The 16,403-nt window shown below is 72.1% G+C and carries 15 protein-coding genes, 1 tRNA gene and 1 pseudogene; 8 read left to right on the top strand and 9 right to left on the bottom strand.

Annotation, left to right across the window (positions count from 1 at the left end):
• Nucleotides 1–3 precede the first annotated feature (3 nt).
• Nucleotides 4–1,182, top strand: a complete 1,179-nt coding sequence (locus ACIRPT_RS15545) for a sensor histidine kinase (protein WP_403827916.1) — start codon at nucleotides 4–6, stop codon at nucleotides 1,180–1,182.
• A complete protein-coding gene (locus ACIRPT_RS15540) occupies nucleotides 1,179–1,865 on the top strand; it encodes a response regulator (protein ID WP_403827257.1) in 687 nt (228 codons plus the stop codon). The genes ACIRPT_RS15545 and ACIRPT_RS15540 overlap by 4 nt, the downstream gene beginning before the upstream one ends.
• A 142-nt stretch (nucleotides 1,866–2,007) precedes the next feature.
• Here the strand turns inward: ACIRPT_RS15540 and ACIRPT_RS15535 are convergent, their stop codons facing one another.
• Nucleotides 2,008–2,148, bottom strand: coding sequence for a hypothetical protein (locus ACIRPT_RS15535; protein ID WP_403827255.1), 141 nt, complete (start codon nucleotides 2,146–2,148; stop codon nucleotides 2,008–2,010).
• Nucleotides 2,149–2,370: 222 nt separating this feature from the next.
• On the opposite strand from ACIRPT_RS15535, the gene ACIRPT_RS15530 reads away from it, so the two are divergent.
• A complete protein-coding gene (locus tag ACIRPT_RS15530; protein WP_403827253.1) occupies nucleotides 2,371–2,868 on the top strand; it encodes a hypothetical protein in 498 nt (165 codons plus the stop codon).
• 94 nt (nucleotides 2,869–2,962) lie between these two features.
• Here the strand turns inward: ACIRPT_RS15530 and ACIRPT_RS15525 are convergent, their stop codons facing one another.
• A complete protein-coding gene (locus ACIRPT_RS15525; RefSeq protein ID WP_403827914.1) occupies nucleotides 2,963–3,607 on the bottom strand; it encodes a pentapeptide repeat-containing protein in 645 nt (214 codons plus the stop codon).
• A 386-nt stretch (nucleotides 3,608–3,993) separates the two neighbouring features.
• On the opposite strand from ACIRPT_RS15525, the gene ACIRPT_RS15520 reads away from it, so the two are divergent.
• On the top strand, nucleotides 3,994–5,007 hold the full coding sequence (locus tag ACIRPT_RS15520) for a zinc-binding dehydrogenase (RefSeq protein WP_403827912.1): 1,014 nt from the start codon (nucleotides 3,994–3,996) through the stop codon (nucleotides 5,005–5,007).
• Between the two features lie 291 nt (nucleotides 5,008–5,298).
• Here ACIRPT_RS15520 and ACIRPT_RS15515 read toward each other — a convergent pair whose 3' ends face one another.
• The 4 genes from ACIRPT_RS15515 to ACIRPT_RS15500 form a co-directional block, all read right to left on the bottom strand.
• A complete protein-coding gene (locus tag ACIRPT_RS15515) occupies nucleotides 5,299–5,472 on the bottom strand; it encodes a hypothetical protein (protein ID WP_403827251.1) in 174 nt (57 codons plus the stop codon).
• Between the two features lie 273 nt (nucleotides 5,473–5,745).
• Nucleotides 5,746–6,849 carry an aminopeptidase P family protein gene (locus ACIRPT_RS15510; protein ID WP_403511195.1) on the bottom strand — a complete coding sequence of 368 codons (1,104 nt, stop codon included), beginning with the start codon at nucleotides 6,847–6,849 and terminating at the stop codon, nucleotides 5,746–5,748.
• Between the two features lie 86 nt (nucleotides 6,850–6,935).
• On the bottom strand, nucleotides 6,936–7,607 hold the full coding sequence (locus ACIRPT_RS15505) for a DsbA family protein (protein ID WP_403827249.1): 672 nt from the start codon (nucleotides 7,605–7,607) through the stop codon (nucleotides 6,936–6,938).
• Complete coding sequence (locus ACIRPT_RS15500) at nucleotides 7,604–8,410, bottom strand: SDR family NAD(P)-dependent oxidoreductase (RefSeq protein WP_403827247.1); 807 nt, start codon at nucleotides 8,408–8,410, stop codon at nucleotides 7,604–7,606. Before ACIRPT_RS15500 ends, ACIRPT_RS15505 begins: the two co-directional genes overlap by 4 nt.
• A 112-nt stretch (nucleotides 8,411–8,522) precedes the next feature.
• On the opposite strand from ACIRPT_RS15500, the gene ACIRPT_RS15495 reads away from it, so the two are divergent.
• A complete protein-coding gene (locus ACIRPT_RS15495; protein WP_403827245.1) occupies nucleotides 8,523–9,563 on the top strand; it encodes a helix-turn-helix transcriptional regulator in 1,041 nt (346 codons plus the stop codon).
• Between the two features lie 11 nt (nucleotides 9,564–9,574).
• Here the strand turns inward: ACIRPT_RS15495 and ACIRPT_RS15490 are convergent, their stop codons facing one another.
• Entirely contained in the window at nucleotides 9,575–10,915 is a 1,341-nt protein-coding gene (locus ACIRPT_RS15490) for a hypothetical protein (protein WP_403827243.1), read from the bottom strand.
• 1,139 nt (nucleotides 10,916–12,054) lie between these two features.
• Here ACIRPT_RS15490 and ACIRPT_RS15485 point away from each other — a divergent pair.
• Nucleotides 12,055–12,484: pseudogene (locus tag ACIRPT_RS15485) on the top strand (glutamate dehydrogenase); the annotation flags it as partial.
• Nucleotides 12,485–12,681: 197 nt separating this feature from the next.
• Here the strand turns inward: ACIRPT_RS15485 and ACIRPT_RS15480 are convergent.
• On the bottom strand, nucleotides 12,682–12,954 hold the full coding sequence (locus ACIRPT_RS15480) for a hypothetical protein (protein ID WP_403827241.1): 273 nt from the start codon (nucleotides 12,952–12,954) through the stop codon (nucleotides 12,682–12,684).
• Between the two features lie 1,281 nt (nucleotides 12,955–14,235).
• Nucleotides 14,236–14,309: transfer RNA gene (locus tag ACIRPT_RS15475), tRNA-Thr, on the bottom strand.
• 210 nt (nucleotides 14,310–14,519) lie between these two features.
• On the opposite strand from ACIRPT_RS15475, the gene ACIRPT_RS15470 reads away from it, so the two are divergent.
• Nucleotides 14,520–15,656: an ABC transporter ATP-binding protein gene (locus ACIRPT_RS15470; protein ID WP_403511161.1), complete on the top strand. Its 1,137-nt coding sequence runs from the start codon at nucleotides 14,520–14,522 to the stop codon at nucleotides 15,654–15,656.
• A 308-nt stretch (nucleotides 15,657–15,964) separates the two neighbouring features.
• Nucleotides 15,965–16,390, top strand: a complete 426-nt coding sequence (locus tag ACIRPT_RS15465) for a hypothetical protein (protein WP_403827239.1) — start codon at nucleotides 15,965–15,967, stop codon at nucleotides 16,388–16,390.
• Nucleotides 16,391–16,403: the final 13 nt, after the last annotated feature.

Genomic DNA, 16,403 nt, shown 5'->3' with positions numbered 1-16,403 from the left:
GTCATGCACACGGCGTTCTTTCTGCTCCTGGCGGCCTCGCTCGCCCGCTTCCTGATCCGTCACCCCGGCGAGCCCCGCACCCCCTGGATCATCGCCCTCAGCATCGCCCTCGCCCTCCTCTACGTCCTCGGCCCGGCGCTGGGATCCCGTACGGACGACGAGCGCCGCCCCACCGTGCGCCGCCTGCTGTGGCTGGGTGCGGTCGTCGCGGCCTGGGTCGTGCTGGTCCTGCTTGCGCCGAGCTTCGCTTGGTGCGCGGTGCCGCTCTTCTATACGGGGCTGCGCACCCTGCCCGCCGGCGCCGCGTCGCTGCTCGTCGGGGTGCTCACCGCCTTCGTCGTGGTGGCCCAACTGCGGCTGTCGACCGCGTTCGACCCGAATCTGCTGCTCGCGCCGCCGGCCGTCGCCGCGCTCGCCACCGCCGTCTTCGTCCATATGGAACGCCAGGCCGCCCGGCAGCGCGCGCTGATCGACGATCTGCTCCGTACCCGGCGCGAACTGGCCGCCACCGAACGGCGCGAGGGCACCCTCGCCGAGCGGCAGCGGCTGTCGATGGAGATCCACGACACGCTCGCCCAAGGACTGTCCAGCCAGCAGATGCTGCTGCAGGCGGCCGAGCGCACCTGGGACGCGGCCCCGGGCACCGCTCGCGGCCATGTCCGTACGGCCACCGAGATCACCGCCCGCAACCTGGCCGAGGCCCGCCGCTTCGTGCACGACCTCGCCCCCGCCGACCTCGCCGACGGCGCCTCGCTGCCCGAGGCCCTGCGCGAACTCGCCGCCCGTACCGGAGAGTCGGCCTCCGGGACCGGCGCCGCCGCACCCCTCGCCGTACGCCTCCACCTGGACGGCACCCCCGCCCCCCTCCCCGACCGGGTGCAGTCCGCCCTGTTGCGGATCGCCCAGGGCGCCCTCGCCAACGTCCGCGAGCACGCCGCCGCGACCGCCGCCACCCTGACCCTCACCTACCTCGGCGACCAGGTCGTCCTGGACATCGCCGACGACGGCCGGGGCTTCACCCCCACCGATCCGGTCGCGCCCGCGCCCGGCCGCGACCGGGGCCACGGCCTGCCCGCGATGCACGCCCGGGTGCGCCAGCTCGGCGGCACCCTCACCATCGAGTCCGCGCCGGGCGAGGGCACCGTCCTGTCCGCCGCCGTCCCCCTGGAGCACGCCCCATGACCAGCCCCGCCGCCCCCGAACCCGGTACCGGGCCCGAGAGCCCGTCCGAGACCGAGGCCGCATCCGTGCGCATCCTGCTCTGCGACGACCACGCCGTCGTACGCGCCGGGCTGCTCGCCCTGCTCAGCAGCGCGCCGGGCATCGAGGTCGTCGGCGAGGCCGGGAACGGCGAGGAGGCCGTGGCGACGGCCGCCAAACTCCGCCCGGATGTCGTTCTGATGGATCTTCAGCTGGGTTCCGGCATCGACGGCATCGAGGCCACCCGCCGTATCACCCGTCTCCGCCCCACCCCCCATGTCCTGGTCCTGACCACCTACGACACCGACGCCGACATCACCCGCGCCATCGAGGCCGGCGCCACCGGCTATCTCCTCAAGGCCGAACGGCCCGACGAACTCTTCGCCGCCATCCGCGCCGCCGCCCAGGGCCGCAGCACCCTCTCCGCGCCGGTCGCCCATCGCGTACTGGCCCAGATGCGCAGCCCCCGCCCCACGCTCACCGACCGGGAGCGCGACATCCTCGGCCAGCTCGCGCGGGGCCTGAGCAACCGCGAGATCGCCCGCGCGCTGTTCATCAGCGAGGCCACCGTCAAGACACACCTGGGCCGCATCTACGACAAGCTCGGCGTGGACACCCGCGCCGGCGCGGTCTCGGTCGCCAAGGAGCAGCGACTGCTGCCGTAGAGCTGGTCATGTAGAGGTGGTGACACAGGGGTGGTGACACAGGGGTGGTGGCCTGGGGCGCGGAGGTGTCGATCGCCTCGGTCATGGCCCGGCACCCCGGTCGTTCGGGTGCAGATGCCCCCCGTGTCGTAGGCGGCGGCCGCTATCCGGTCCGGGTGGGCGGGGTCGGCCGGCGGTCCAGGTCCGGCACCCCGCCGGACTCACCGGAGGTGCGTATCCAGACCGGCGGCGCCGCGAGCGCGACCGCCGCGGCTCCCGAACGTCTCAGCAGGGAGCCAGCCATGATCAACCCCACCCCTCTGGTCGTCGGCCATGCGTGCCTGGCCGTTCGTTCTGGCCGTTCGTTCTGGCCGTTCGGTCCTGGCCGTCTGTCATCGCTCATCGATCGACGGCTACCGGCTGCGGACCAGCGGTCACGGGTCACCGGTCACCGGTCACCGGCGCTCCGACCGGCCGGATGGTCCGCCCGCCCGGTCCTCCCCACCGGCGTGACACCATCAATGACGTGATCGACCTCGGCTACTCCCTCTCCCGCCGCTTTCCGGATCCTCCGCAGCTGGACTACCGGACCGCGGATGTGCGCACCCTGCGCCACGACCTCTTCTGCGGCGATGTCTATATCGCCGACACCAAGGCGGACCGCGAGCTGTCCACCGCCTGGGGCTGGGTGCCGGTGCTGGACTTCGCCTGGGCGCTGTGCGACATCGTCGAGCAGCTCGACACCGACCCCCGCGGCAGCCGCTCCTCCCGTCCCGTCCACGCCGAGCTGGACTTCACCGAATCCTCCGACCGGATGCTCTTCGAGCGCCGCTTCGGGTGGGTGGACGTCGACGCCGACTGGATGCCGGCCGACGAGGCCCCGCTCACCTTCAACCACGCCGCGCTGCGCCGCGAGGCCCGCGACTTTCTGCACGATCTGATCGCCGACCTCACCGATCTCCACGACGGACTCGGCGACAACCCGGTCATCTGGGACCTTCAGGCCCGCTTCCCCCGCGTCTGACCGGCCCACTCATCGACCCCGCCCACCGGCGGCACTCATCGGCCCCGCCCGTCAGCCCCCGGCGGCCCCGGGCCAGGTGGGCAGCGCCGCGCCGTCACTCCACCCGTACGCCTATCTGCGCCGCGAACGCCGGGGCCAGATCGAGGAGTTGGGCCGCGCTGATCACCGCGCCCGACAGTCGGTCGATGCCCCGGGCGATGTCCACCGCGGCCGCACCCCGCAGATCGACGTCCTTCATCCGGGCCTCGCTGAAATCCGCCCGCGCCAGGGTGCAGTCGTCGAACGTCACCCGCTCCAGCTCCGCGCCCGAGAAGTCCGCCTCGACCAGCACACACCCCTCGAAGGCGACGTCCCTCAGCTTGGCCTGACGCAGATTCGGAAAGTCGATCTTCCCGCCGCGCACCACGACCCGCTCCAGCACCGCGCCGTGCAGCTGCGTCCCGCCGAGCCGGGCGTCCGTCACCTCCACATCGCGCAGGGACGCCTGCGAGAGGTCCGTACCGACCCCGCGCACCCCGCTCAGCACGCTGTCGATGATCCGGGACCGACTGAGCACCGTCTCGTCCAACGTGCAGCGCCGCACCGCGCAGTCCAGGAACCGCGCGCCGTGCGCCGACTGCCCCGCCCAGTCGGCGTCCGTGAACTCCAGCCCGTCGTAGTCCCCTTCGGACTCGAGCCCCCCGCCGTCGAACGGCCGCAGCTCCGGCAGCCGCACCTCGGGCCGCCGCACCGCCCGCACCGTCCCCTTACCGCGCCCTGCCACGCGATCACCGCCTCTCGTCGCTCACCACGCCTGCACACCCCATCGTGAACCACACCACTGACAATGACCCTGACCTGCGGAAAGACGACGGTATGGCGCCGGTCTGACGGCGGTCTGACGGCGGTCTGGCGGCGGTCTGGCGGCGATCTGACGGCCGTCTGACGGTGATCCGGGGAGGGTCACGGCGGGGCCGAGGTGGCGCACGAGTCGGCGGCGGACGGAGAGATGTTGACCTCAACCAAACCTGAGGTAGGAGGGTGGCGGCAGCCGGGCGACCACACCGCCCGCGCCCGCGTCCCCAGGACGCGCCCGCCTCCCTCAAGGAGTGGCCCGCCATGCCTGCCATCCCCAGCATCCCCAGCATGCACGCGATACGACTGCACGCCTTCGGTCCGGCCGGCAACCTCCGTTACGAGACCGTCGACGCTCCCCGGCCGGGCCCCGGTGAGGTGCGTATCGCCGTGGCGGCGGCCGGCGTCCACCTCCTGGACACGGCCCTGCGCGAGGGGCTGGCGGGCGGGCCGGCGCCGCTTCCCGAGCTGCCGACCGTGCCCGGCCGCGAGGTCGCCGGCACGGTGGAGGCGCTCGGCGAGGGCACCGACCCCCTCTGGCTCGGCCGACGCGTCGTCGCCCACCTGGACATGGCCCCCGGCGGCTACGCCGAACTGGCCGTGGTCGCCGCCGACCGCCTGCATCCCGTCCCCGACGGGCTCGACGCGGCCCAGGCCGTCGCCATGATCGGCACCGGCCGCACCACCATGGGCATCCTGCGCTTCGCCGACCTCACCGCCGACGACATCGCGATCATCCCGGCGGCCGCCGGCGGCATCGGCTCGCTCCTCGTCCAGCAGGCCAAGAACACCGGCGCCACGGCCATCGGCCTGGCCGGCGGCCCCGCCAAGGCGGCGCGGGTCACCGAACTGGGCGCCGATCTCGCCGTCGACTACACCGACGACGACTGGCCCGCCCTGGTACGCGCCTTCCTCGACGACCGCCGCTCGCCTGGCGCCACCGTCGTCTTCGACTCGGCCGGCGGCGCCCCCGGCCGCGCCGCCGTCGGCCTCCTGGCGCCGGGGGGCCGCCACCTGGTCTTCGGCTGGTCCGCGGGCGGACTCCTCACCGGTGGCCCGCTGGAGTTCGCGGACGGCGAGCTCGCGGCCCGCGGCATCACGTCCCAGCAGGTCCTCGGGCCGCCCATGCTGGCAAAGACGGGCGGCGACGACCCGCTCCGCACCCTGGAGAGCGAAGCCCTCGCCGAGGCGGCGGCCGGCCGGCTGGTCCCGGCGGTGCAGCGCTTCCCGCTGGCCGAGGCGGCCGCCGCCCACCACGCCCTGGAGACCCGCGCCACGATGGGCAAGGTGATCCTGGTGCCGTGAGTGCGGACGGCCTTAACGGAGGTCCGTAACGGAGGTCCGTAACGGAGGTCCGTAACGGAGGTCCGTAACGGAGGTCCGTAACTGGGACGCCCACGCCCTACGAGCGCACGCCCCCGCCCTCCGCCTGCCGCCCCCGGCCCCGCCCCATCCGCAGCGCCCCGCCCATCAGTGCCACCTCGGCCCCCGCACCGCCGCCGAGCGCCAGCGACGCGGCGCCGGTCTCCGTCCGGTGACCGTTCCCCGGCCGGTGCCCCTTGCCTCCGTTTGCCTCCGTCGGCCTCGCCCCCGGCCTCACCCCCGCTCCCCTTCCCCGCCGCGTGCACGACCACCGGCCCCCGCCCGCCCGCGCCCGTGTGCGCGGCGGGCGGGCGCCGTCCCGGCGAGCGGGGCCACCGCGCCGACCGCAGCCGCGGCGGCAAAGGTCAGCGCGGTCAGGAATCCGGCGCGGGAGGTCTTGATCGGCATGGCGGTGCTCCGTCGGGTCGGCACGTGAGCCGTGCCCTGAGGCCCAACGCCCACCACGTTACGCAGCGCCCCCACCCGACCGCTTCGGCCCAACAGTCACTTCCGCACCACCGGAAGTACGAGCCCCGACCCGGCCGGAACGGACCAACGACCACCAGGGACGAGGACCAACGACCACCGGAGGCGGGGGCCGAAAGTCCCCCGCCCCCGACTCCACCGGCCCCGGTTTCCCCCACCCCGGTCTCCCCGGCCCCGGCCCAGGACCAGGCCCGGCTACTGCACCACCGCCATCCCCCGCTCCGTCTCGTTCAGCCGCCGCCCGCCCGTCTCCGTGCACGTCACGATGTCCTCGATCCGCACCCCGAAGCGCCCCGGCAGATAGATGCCCGGTTCGATCGAAAAGCACATCCCGGACACCAGCGGCAGATGCTCGCCCTCGACCAGATACGGCGGCTCATGCGTGGTCACCCCGATCCCGTGACCGGTCCGGTGGATGAAGTACTCGCCGTACCCCGCGGCCTTGATGACCCTCCTGGCCACCCGGTCGATGTCCTGGCACGCGACCCCGGGCCGGACCGCCTCGAACGCCGCCTGCTGCGCCTCCCGCACGATGTCGTGCACCTTGCGCTCCTCGGCGCCCGGCTCCCCGACGTGCACGGTCCGCGTGATGTCCGAGCCGTAGCCGTCCTTGAGCCCGCCGAAGTCGAGCACGACCATGTCGCCGTCCTCGATGACCCGCTCCCCCGCCTCATGGTGCGGATCGGCGCCATTGGGGCCGGACCCCACGACCGTGAAGTCCACCTGGCTGTGCCCGTGCTCGATCAGCAGCCGCGCGAGATCCGCCGCCACCTCGGACTCCCGGCGCCCGGCGAACCGTACGCCCAGGATCTTCTCGTACGTCGCATCCGCGGCCGCCCCGGCCGCCGCCAGCCGCGCCACCTCGTGCGCGTCCTTGACGGCCCGCAGCATCGGCAGCGCCTGCGACAGCGCCCGGTACGCGCTCCCCGGCAGCGTCCGCTGGAGCCCCAGCAGATGCATCGCCCAGGTCGCGTCCGACATCCCGTAACGGCCCTCCGGCTCCAGCCACTCGGCCAGTTCCTCGTACGGGTCCGCACCATCGGTCCAGCCCCGCACGACCATCGCCCCTGCGCCGGTCGCCCGCTCGGCATCGGGCTGCTCCAGTACGGGCACCAGCAGCCGGGGCCGTCTTCCCGGGGCGATCACCAAGGCGGTCAGCCGCTCGGTGTCCGCGGGGGGCCGGTAGCCGCACAGCCACACCAGATCCGGGCCGGGCGTGACGATCAGCCCCGTCAGCCCGACGCGGACCGCGGCCTGCGCCGCCCGCGCCATGCGCTCGTCGTGATCATCCCGTGTCATAGAAGTCACCATGCCGGCGAATTTACGCCGCCCCGCCCGCCGCGGCGCGTCCAAATCCCCGTCCGTCCCCGCCCCTTCCTCCGCCGTCACCCGAGCGCCGACGATGCGTCAGGCCGCCCGGCCAACGCCGCCCGGAACGCCCCTTCGGACAGGTCCCGCTCCCCCGCCAGGAACGGCCCGCCGTCGATCCGGACGGCCGGAACGGACGGCGGCCCGAGCCCCCGGACCCGCGCGAGCTCGGCGCGCAGCCGCTCCCCGGCCCGTTCCCGCTCCCCGGCGTCCTCGGTCACCGCCACCCCCACCTCCTCGGCCAGCCGACGCAGGGTGCCGGGGTCGGCGAGGTGCAGCCCGTCGGTGTAGTACGCCCGGAACAGCCGCTCGGCCGTCCGCTCGCCCTTCCCCTGGGCGGACGCGGCGGCCAGCAGCAGCTGGGCGTCGAAGGTGCTGGTGAACACGACACGCCTGAAGTTCAGTTCCAGGCCGTCCGCGACGCCCGTGGTCGTGTCCGCGGCGACCGCCCGCGCGAAGGCCTCGCCGCGGTCCCGCTTGTGCTCCTCGAACAGCGGCTCCCCGGCGACCGGCGCATCCGGCCGCAGCTGGTACGGCAGGAAGACGGTCGCCGCCTCGCCGCCGGCCTCCCTGTAGGCGCGCACGGCCCGCATGAGGCGGGTGAACGCGAGGTACCCATGGACGCACATCAGGTCCGTGACGATCTCGACGCGCCGGGCCGGGCGCGGCATCCCCTCGCCGCCCCTCACCACGGCAGCGTCCCGCCCGCGGCGACATACCCGCCGGTGGGGCCGTCGGGCCCGATCAGCGCCATGCGCACAATGATCTCGGCGCCCTCCTCGACCGTCTGGGGACCGGTGTGCCCATTGAGGTCGGTGGCCGTGTGTCCGGGGTCGACGGCGTTGATGCGCAGCTCCGGGCAGGCATGGGCGTACTGCGCGGTGAGCATGTTCAGCGCGGCCTTGGACGCGCTGTAGGCCGGTGCCGGGAGCCAGGTGGGCACGACCGTCGCATGGCCCGCGGGATCGGCGGTGACGGCCAGCGATCCCAGGCCGCTGCTGACATTGACCACGACGGGTGCCTCGCCGGCCGTCAGCAAGGGCAGAAAGGCGTGCAGCACGCGCACCGCGCCGAAGACATTGGTGTCGAAGACGGTCCGCAGTTCGGCCGCGGAGAGTTCCCGGGCCGGCCGTGCGGTCCCGGCGATACCGGCGTTGTTGACGAGCACATCGAGGCGGCCGCCCGTTTCCTCCCGTACGGCCTCGGCGGCGGCCGCCACGGACTCGTCATCGGTGACGTCCAGCAGGAGGGAGCGCGCGCCGATCCGCCGGGCGGCCGCCGCCCCGCGCCGGGCGTCCCGCGCCCCCAGATAGACGTCATGTCCGGCCGCGACGAGCCGGCGGCCGGTCTCCAGCCCGAGCCCCTTGTTGCCCCCGGTGATGAGGGTGACCCGCGGCCTGCCGCGGCCCGTCCCCGTACCCCTGTCCGTCCCCGTACCCCTATCCGTCCCCGTACTCGCGCTCGTACCCGTATCGGTGCGTGTTTTCTCCATGCCGCCAGCCAAGCGCCCGCCCCAACAGGCAGGAAGCACCCGCCTCTTCCTGGGAACGGCGGTACCAGGCTGTGCCCGGCCGCCCCGCCCACACCACCTGGATACTTGGTCCATGACCGGAAGCCGGCCCGCAGACACCCCTTTGGCCACCGCGCTGCGTCACTGGCGCACCCGTCTCACACCGGCCGCCGCCGGCCTTCCCACGGCCCTCCGGGGCGTCCGTCGCACGGCCGGCCTGCGGCGCGAGGAGCTGGCGCTGCTGGCGGGCGTCTCCGTCGACTACATCGTCCGCCTGGAACAGGGCCGCGCGGCCTCGCCCTCCGATCAGATCCTCGCCGCCCTGGCGCAGACGCTCCGGCTCTCCGACGCGGAGCGGCGGCATCTGTTCCTGCTGGCGGGCGCGACACCGCCCGGCGACGACCGGATCACGGCGACGCTCACTCCGGGGCTCCGACGGCTGCTCGACCAGATGACGGGAAGCCCGGTCGGCGTGTACGACGCGGCCTGGACCCTGGTTGCCTGGAATCCGCTGTACGCGGATCTGGTCGGTGATCCGGCCGCCGCCCCGGAGCGCGAACGCAACATCGCCTGGCAGCACTTCACCGGACTCCCCGGGCGGGTACGGCACGCCCCCGGACGCATCGCCCGCTTTGAATCCGCGCTGGTCGCCGACCTGAGAACGGCCACCGCCCGCTACCCCGCGGACGAGCGCCTGTGGGCCCTGATCGGCGATCTGCGGCGCTCGGTCCCCCGCTTCGCGGAGCTGTGGGAGGCGCACCTCGTCGACGACCATGAGAGCGACACCAAGACGGTCCACCACCCCGTCCTCGGACCGCTCACCCTGGATTGCGACGTGCTCTCCGCACCCGGCACGGATCTCCGCCTCGTCCTCCTCACCGCCGCGCCCGGCACCCCGGACGCCGAGAAGCTCGCGCGGCTGGCGACCGCGGACGGTCGCGGATCCACGAACGGTTCGCGGGCGTGCGGGGTGTGTGGGGCGTGTGGGGGCCAGACAGGTGGACATGGGATTGGGCAACCGCCCCGGGCATATACATCCGGTGATGACGGATCCTTTGGATGTCGCGATGATCACGTCGGGGCTGATGTACAGGGGCACGGCGGAGCGGCCGCCGGACGGGGTCGGGCGGGATGAGGGCGGGCGGATCAGCGGCCGGGAGGCGGCTCTCCCGGACCGCGCGCCGGTGACGAAGCGGCGCGAAGGCGGGCCCGGAATTCCCGGACACCCGGGTTGGTGCGATACGGGCTGAGTTCGCCGAGCATCCGGGCGAGCGCTCCTTGCGCGGAGCCGGCCGCCGGCTGTCCGTAGTGGTCGAGGAAGCGGTGGCACTGCACCAGCGCGGCGTCCCCCTGTTCCGCGGCCAGCAGCACATGCGCCATCCGGGCATGGATCAGGGCACGGGCCTTGCGCTGGCCGGCCGGGCGGTGGTGCAGGGAGGACTCCAGGACCGCGATGGCTTTCCGGCGGTCTCCCAAGAGGGCGTGGACTTCCGCGCGTTGGTATTGCAGCGCGGCGTAGGAGTAGCTCGTGAACGGGCCTTCGGGTTCCGTGGAACGGCAAAGGGCCTCCTCGGCGGCGGCGAGGTCGGCGTGCGCCGTCCCGCTCCGCCCGACGGCGGCATGGCCCACCGCGCGTCCGGCGTGGAGGAAGGCCGAGGTGGCGGGAAGCGCGCCGGATCCCGCGGTGGCCAGCGCGGCTTCCGCGAGGGTGAGGGCCCGCCGGCGGTCGCCGAGGCGGTGTGCCTGGGCGCTCATACCGCGGAGCGTCACCGCGTAGGTGGCACGGTCGCCGGCGGCGTGGGCCAACTCCAGCCCGATTCCGTAGTAATGCTGAGCGAGGCCCGCGTACCCCACGTCCGCGGTCGTGCCGGCCAGCAGATGCATCAGTCGTGCGGCGCCCGTCAGCAGGCCGCGCCGCACCGTGGGGGTGGCGGGCGCGGTGAGCAGTCGCGCCACGTCTTCCGCGAGGTAGTGGGCGAGCGCGGAGCGCGCGTGGGCGCCGCCGTGCCGCTCCGCGACCCGCGCGTAGCAGCGCGCCATGTCCTCCAGCCGCGCCACGTCCGCGTCGGTGGCGGGGCCGCCGCGCCCCGTCCGCGTCGGGGTCCACAAGGGTCGTTTCTCCCATGCCGGAGGCAGTCCGGCGGGCAGCACCGCGCGGGTGAGCGGCGCCCGGCGGGCGGGATCGCTGTCCGCCCGGCACAAGGAACCGAGGCGCTGGAGGGGATCGGCCGCCCGCAGAATGACCGCCACCGGATTCCCTCCCCGTTCCGGACCGTCCAGCCCTGCGTCGCGTTTCGTGAGGGGCCTGCCGATACGACGGCTCAGAGCCTGGGTCACCAGGTCGGCGGCGGCGCCTCGCGGGCGCGCCCCGTCGAGCCAGTGGGCGACGGAGGTGCGGTCGTAGCGCAGGCGTAAGCCGTTGCCCGCGCCGAGCGCGTTGACGGCCCGGGCGAGATCGGCGGCGGACCAGCCGGCTTCCGTCAGCAACGCCCTGAGCGCGGCGTTCGGCGTTTCTGCGCCATGATCCTTCTCTCGAAGCGGAGTTCACCGCTTCCGAGCCCGTTGCGTGTTCAACACATTCACGCATTCGGCGCCGAAGCGGGCTTCCGTCGGCACCCGACCCATGATTCTGTGAGGAGACGCCGTCGGCAACGCCTCACCATAGGGAGGGGGTGATGTCGGCCAGAAGGCGGTGAAGCTCATCTCGGCGGCCCCGCGGAAGAATCGACCGCAGATGCGTCGATGGGGCCGACGGGCGGCCTTTGTGCGCGCCGCTATTGCTTACCGGCGGTCTCTTTTCGGTAGCGTACGAACGGCAGTTCCCGGCTACGCGAATTTTCTCGTATAGGTGACCGGTTGAGGGCCTCGGGACGCCGCCCCTTACGTCCTTGCGCCCGCGCGCCGGAGTTCCGCTATACGGCGGACCGCGGGGTCCGCTGATGAGTTGTCTCAAAATCGCCGACGTCGCCCTGCGGAAAGCAAGGCGTATCGATCAACGCCCGCAGATCAACATCCGTCGAACAACACCCGTCGAACAACACACGCCCATCGAAGCCTATTCGTTCCCACGAAACCGCCAACTCACCACGGCCGCCAGGGAGATGGTCTTCGCGTACACGAGCGTCCTGTCCCGCATTCCGGAGTAACGGTATTGAATCCCGGGCAGATTGGCGCCCCGGGCGAATTTCACCCCCCAGGTGGCACCCCGCCACCCCCGGCAAGTCCCTTCCGCACCGCCCCAGGAGACGTAGTGCCGTCGCCCCGCCACCCCAACAAGCCGCTCAGGGCCCTGCTCGCCGAGGCGCGCTGGACGCAGGGTGCGCTCGCCAGGGCCGTGAACATCGTGGGCGCCGAGGTCGGCCTCGCGCTGGACTACGACCGGACCGCGGTGGCGCACTGGCCGAGCGGGACGCAGCCGCACCCCCCGGTCCCGGAGCTCGTCGCGGAGGCGCTGACCCGGCGGCTGGAACGCCTGGTGACCGCGGACGTGGCGGGTTTCGCGGGCGAGGCGGAGCCGTCGGCCGCCGAGCCGGTGGCCGGCGCGCCGCGGCCCGAGGCGTCGCTGGCGGCGTTGTGCCGGACGGAGGGCGACCCGGTGCGCCGGCTGCCCGCGCAGGCACAGCCGTACCGGGTCACGGAGCGTCCCCACCGATGTCGCTCTCCCCTGCGCCACCCAGAACGACGAACTGGACGCCGAAGCCGCGACGACGCTGCTGACCCACGGCGTGAAGGCGGTCGCGGAGGGGGCGAACATGCCCCACCACACCGGGCGCCGTGCACCTCCTGCACCGGGCGGGCGTCGCCTTCGGCCCCGGAAAGGCGGCCAACGTGGGCGGCGTGGCCACCAGCGTCCTGGAAATGCAGCAGAACGCCACCCGCCAAACCTGGCCCCCGGAAGAGACCGCGGCGAAGCTCACCGCCGTCATGCGCCGCATCCACCACACCTGCTACGAGACGGCGGACCGCTTCGGCACGCCGGGCAACTACGTCACCGGCGCCAACATCGCCGCCTTCGAACGCCTCGCCACCGGCATGCTCACCCAGGGCCTCGTCTGACACCAACGGCGCTGGTTCACGGCAGGCCTTCCTCTCAACAGCCCCTCTCACCAGCCTCTTTCACCAGCTCAAAATCATCCATGCCAGGTGGCTTCAACCGCGCCGCCCGGCCCCTGTTCATGCAGGCCAACGCCTCGCGTCAGCACGTTGCCTGACGACTCGTGCGATATGTCTGATATCGGCCCGTCCAAAAGCCGTCACGGAGGGCTGGCCGCCGACCGGCAGGCACCGTTCGCGGCGCCGCCCGGCACTCCGGCGGCGGTCAGGCCGGCCACACAGCCCTTCAGGTCGTTGTGGACGCCCTGGGTGCACGCCGATGTGACGGCGCCCGAGACCGCGACGCCCGTTAGCTCAACCATCCTCGTGCAGGCCGGGATATCCGCATGGGCGGCGGGGGCGAGGAAGCCCACGCCACCGAGCGCAAGGGTCACACCGGTGAGGAGACCGGCGATACGTGCCGACGTGTGCATGGAGACACCAGCTCTCCGGGGTTAGTCAAAAAATTTCGCGGAATCAACGCGCCGAGCGGCGGAAGCGGCTGGTGGACGGCCGTGTTCCCGGGCCCCGCACCCGTCGGCTCGGCAGGACCCGCCCTTTCTTCCGACGCTAGGTCAGCCGACGGCCACCCGCAAACTCAGGCCGAAGGCCGCCCACCAGGCCGCCTCTCGTTCCCGTCCCGCAGAGCGGACGAATAGAAAAGGCCCAGGTCAGCAACTAGCCGACCCGGGCTTCCACAAAGCCCCCTGTCAGATTGGAACTTCAGCGCAAAGACGTTGCCGTCAACATCTACCGTCATGGCGACGTCAGCATTAAGAAAATCAAAGGTCATCTGCACGCGGCGATTCTCCGAGACGCCAGGGCCGCTGTGCCCCGCCCGTCCGGTCCCGCGCTTCAGGAAATGGCTTCCGAGTGTCCGTCGGGGAAGGTGCACGTGGCGCCGCGGTAGGGTCCGGCCGGGTTGACCGTTCCGCCCTGGGCCGTGCACTGCGCGGCGGAAACTGCCGGATGCGTCGCTGCCGGTTGCGTCGCTGCCTGAGCTGCGGCGGCACCGACGGCACTCACGCCGGCGAGGGTTGCTGTGGCGAGGGCGAGGCCTAGCAGTCGTCGTATACGCATGCCTTTCTCCTCTCGAGTGCCCCTGGCTCGGTGCTTCGGGATGATCGAGCTCATGCCAGGGACCCCCTATTACAGAATGGGTGACGGCGAGCAGACCCGCGAGTTGTGACAGCCCACGTTCCGGATAGGCCACCCGTTCTTCCGAAAGCTGGGCAACGCTCCAGAGGGCCGTCCGGGCCGTCCGCCCACTTCCACCAAGTCCGTTGGTGTGGATAAGGGGTGTGGCCATGACCCGTCCAACTGCCCTTGCATCGGTCCAAGGGGACGCCACGGCGTGAGGCCGGTTGCTGTGGTCGCTGTTATGGACACCGACTGCGGCACACCCGCCGCCGGGGCATCGAGACCAAGAACCTGCACTACGCCGCCCTGCTCACCGCGACCGGTGCGCCCCCGCGCGTTCCGATGGAGATCCTCGGCCACAGCCGGATCAGCATGATCATGGACATCTACACCCATGTCACCCAGGACACCCAGCGGGAAGCGCTCAGCCACCTGGCCCGGCTCCTGAAACGGCGGCTCGACCGAGACGGATCACGACGGCTGACCTCGACCGACTGCCCCCGCGGACGTCACCCGCAGACGCCAGAAGCCCCGGGTCATCACCGACCCGGGGCTTCATCCCTGCTCACACACAGAGCCCCCTGTCGGATTCGAACCGACGACCTTCGCTTTACAAGAGCGGTGCTCTGGCCAGCTGAGCTAAGGAGGCGTGCCGGAAGAAGTGTACCCAGGCCTGCCGGATGCCCGTCGCCGGATTTACGTGATCGCGGGGCCTGGGGATTTTCGTGACCTCTGAGGTACTGACACCGGGAGCCGCCGCGGGTAGCGTCACGGCCAGTCCACTGCGGTGCGGTGGACTACACCACTCCTTTTACTCGGATCGTCCGGCACGTTCCTGCCGGTGAAGGGATTCATCATCATGGCTACGGTCACCTATGACCAGGCAACCCGCATTTACCCGGGTTCCGACAAGCCCGCCGTCGACAAGCTCGACATCGCCATCGAGGACGGCGAGTTCCTCGTCCTCGTCGGCCCCTCCGGATGCGGCAAGTCCACCTCCCTGCGGATGCTCGCGGGGCTGGAGGACGTCGACGGAGGCGCCATCCGCATCGGGGACCGCGACGTCACCCACCTGCCGCCCAAGGACCGGGACATCGCGATGGTGTTCCAGAACTACGCGCTCTACCCGCATATGACGGTCGCCGACAACATGGGATTCGCGCTCAAGATCGCGGGCGTGCCGAAGGCGGAGATCCGGCAGAAGGTCGAGGACGCGGCGAAGATCCTGGATCTTACGGAGTACCTGGGGCGCAAGCCCAAGGCGCTCTCCGGCGGCCAGCGGCAGCGGGTCGCGATGGGCCGGGCGATCGTCCGGGAGCCCCAGGTGTTCCTGATGGACGAGCCGCTGTCCAACCTGGACGCCAAGCTCCGCGTCCAGACCCGTACGCAGATCGCGGGGCTCCAGCGGCGCCTGGGGATCACCACGGTGTACGTGACCCACGACCAGGTCGAGGCCATGACGATGGGCGACCGCGTGGCCGTCCTCAAGGACGGGCTGCTGCAGCAGATCGATTCGCCGCGCAACATGTACGACCGCCCGGCCAACCTGTTCGTGGCGGGGTTCATCGGGTCGCCCGCGATGAACCTGGTCGAGGTGCCGATCACCGACGGCGGCGTGAAGTTCGGCAACAGTGTGGTGCCGGTGAACCGCGAGGCGCTGGCCGCGGCGAGCGACAAGGGTGACCGTACGGTGACCGTGGGCGTGCGGCCCGAGCACTTCGAGATCGTCGAGCAGAACAGCGCCGCGGCGAAGTCGCTGACGAAGGACGCCGCGGACGCGCCGGCGGGCCTGGCCGTCACGGTCAACGTCGTCGAGGAGCTGGGCGCCGACGGCTACGTCTACGGCACCGCGGAGGTCGGCGGCGAGGTCAAGGACCTGGTCGTACGGGTCAACGGCCGCCAGGTGCCGCAGAAGGGCACCCAGCTGCATGTGGTGCCGATGCCGGGTGAGACGCATGTCTTCTCGACGTCCTCGGGTGAGCGGCTCAGCGACTAGCGGCACGGCGAACGGCGGCTCGGCGCACAGCGGCCGAGGCGACCGGCGCGGAGCGCATCGGCGGCGGTACCGGGGCCCGTACCCGGTACCGCCGCCGTCGTCCATAGCGGAGAGTGACGGCCGGCGGGCCCCTGCCCCGCCATCGGACCCCGTACACCCGCCACGCCCATACCGGTCGACAAATACCCCGACAGAACCGGCTTTTCGCACCGATGCGTCAACCTCATAACCGCACCGACGAGCCATTTCGTCCCTCGATAAGGTGACCAAATGTCGCCAAATCATCACTCCTCGCTACCATCACCACCGTGAACTCCGCAGCCCGCCGCATCGGCCGAACCCTTGCCCTTGTCCTGCCCGTCGTCCTCGTACTCTCCGGGACTCTCGCGGTCACCCGCGTCCCGTGGGCGTCACAGGCCGCCGACTCGCAGGTGCTGACCGCGTCCTCCGGAACGGCCGCCATCAAGGCCCAACCGCAGGCCCGTCGCGCACCCCAGGACATCCTCCGCGACCGCCTTCTGCTGGATCTCCAGGAGAAGGACCCCGGCGTCGCCCTCACCCACCTCCAGAAGGAGATGAACGCCAGGCCCTCGCTGGCCAAGCACTGTGCCTCCATCGCCCGCTCCCTCGGCCGCGCCGCGGTCGCCAAGTACGGTGCCGCACACCGCGCCCAGGCCTTCTCCCGCCCGGTCTGCGACACCTCCTTCGCCACCGGCGTCGCCGCCGCCCAGTGACCCCGGCCCGCAC

Source organism: Streptomyces sp. NPDC101227, from assembly GCF_044767545.1.
Taxonomy (GTDB): Bacteria; Actinomycetota; Actinomycetes; order Streptomycetales; family Streptomycetaceae; genus Streptomyces.
The sequence above is the reverse complement of the archived record's forward strand: the minus strand, read 5'-3'. Positions and strand labels throughout refer to the sequence as shown.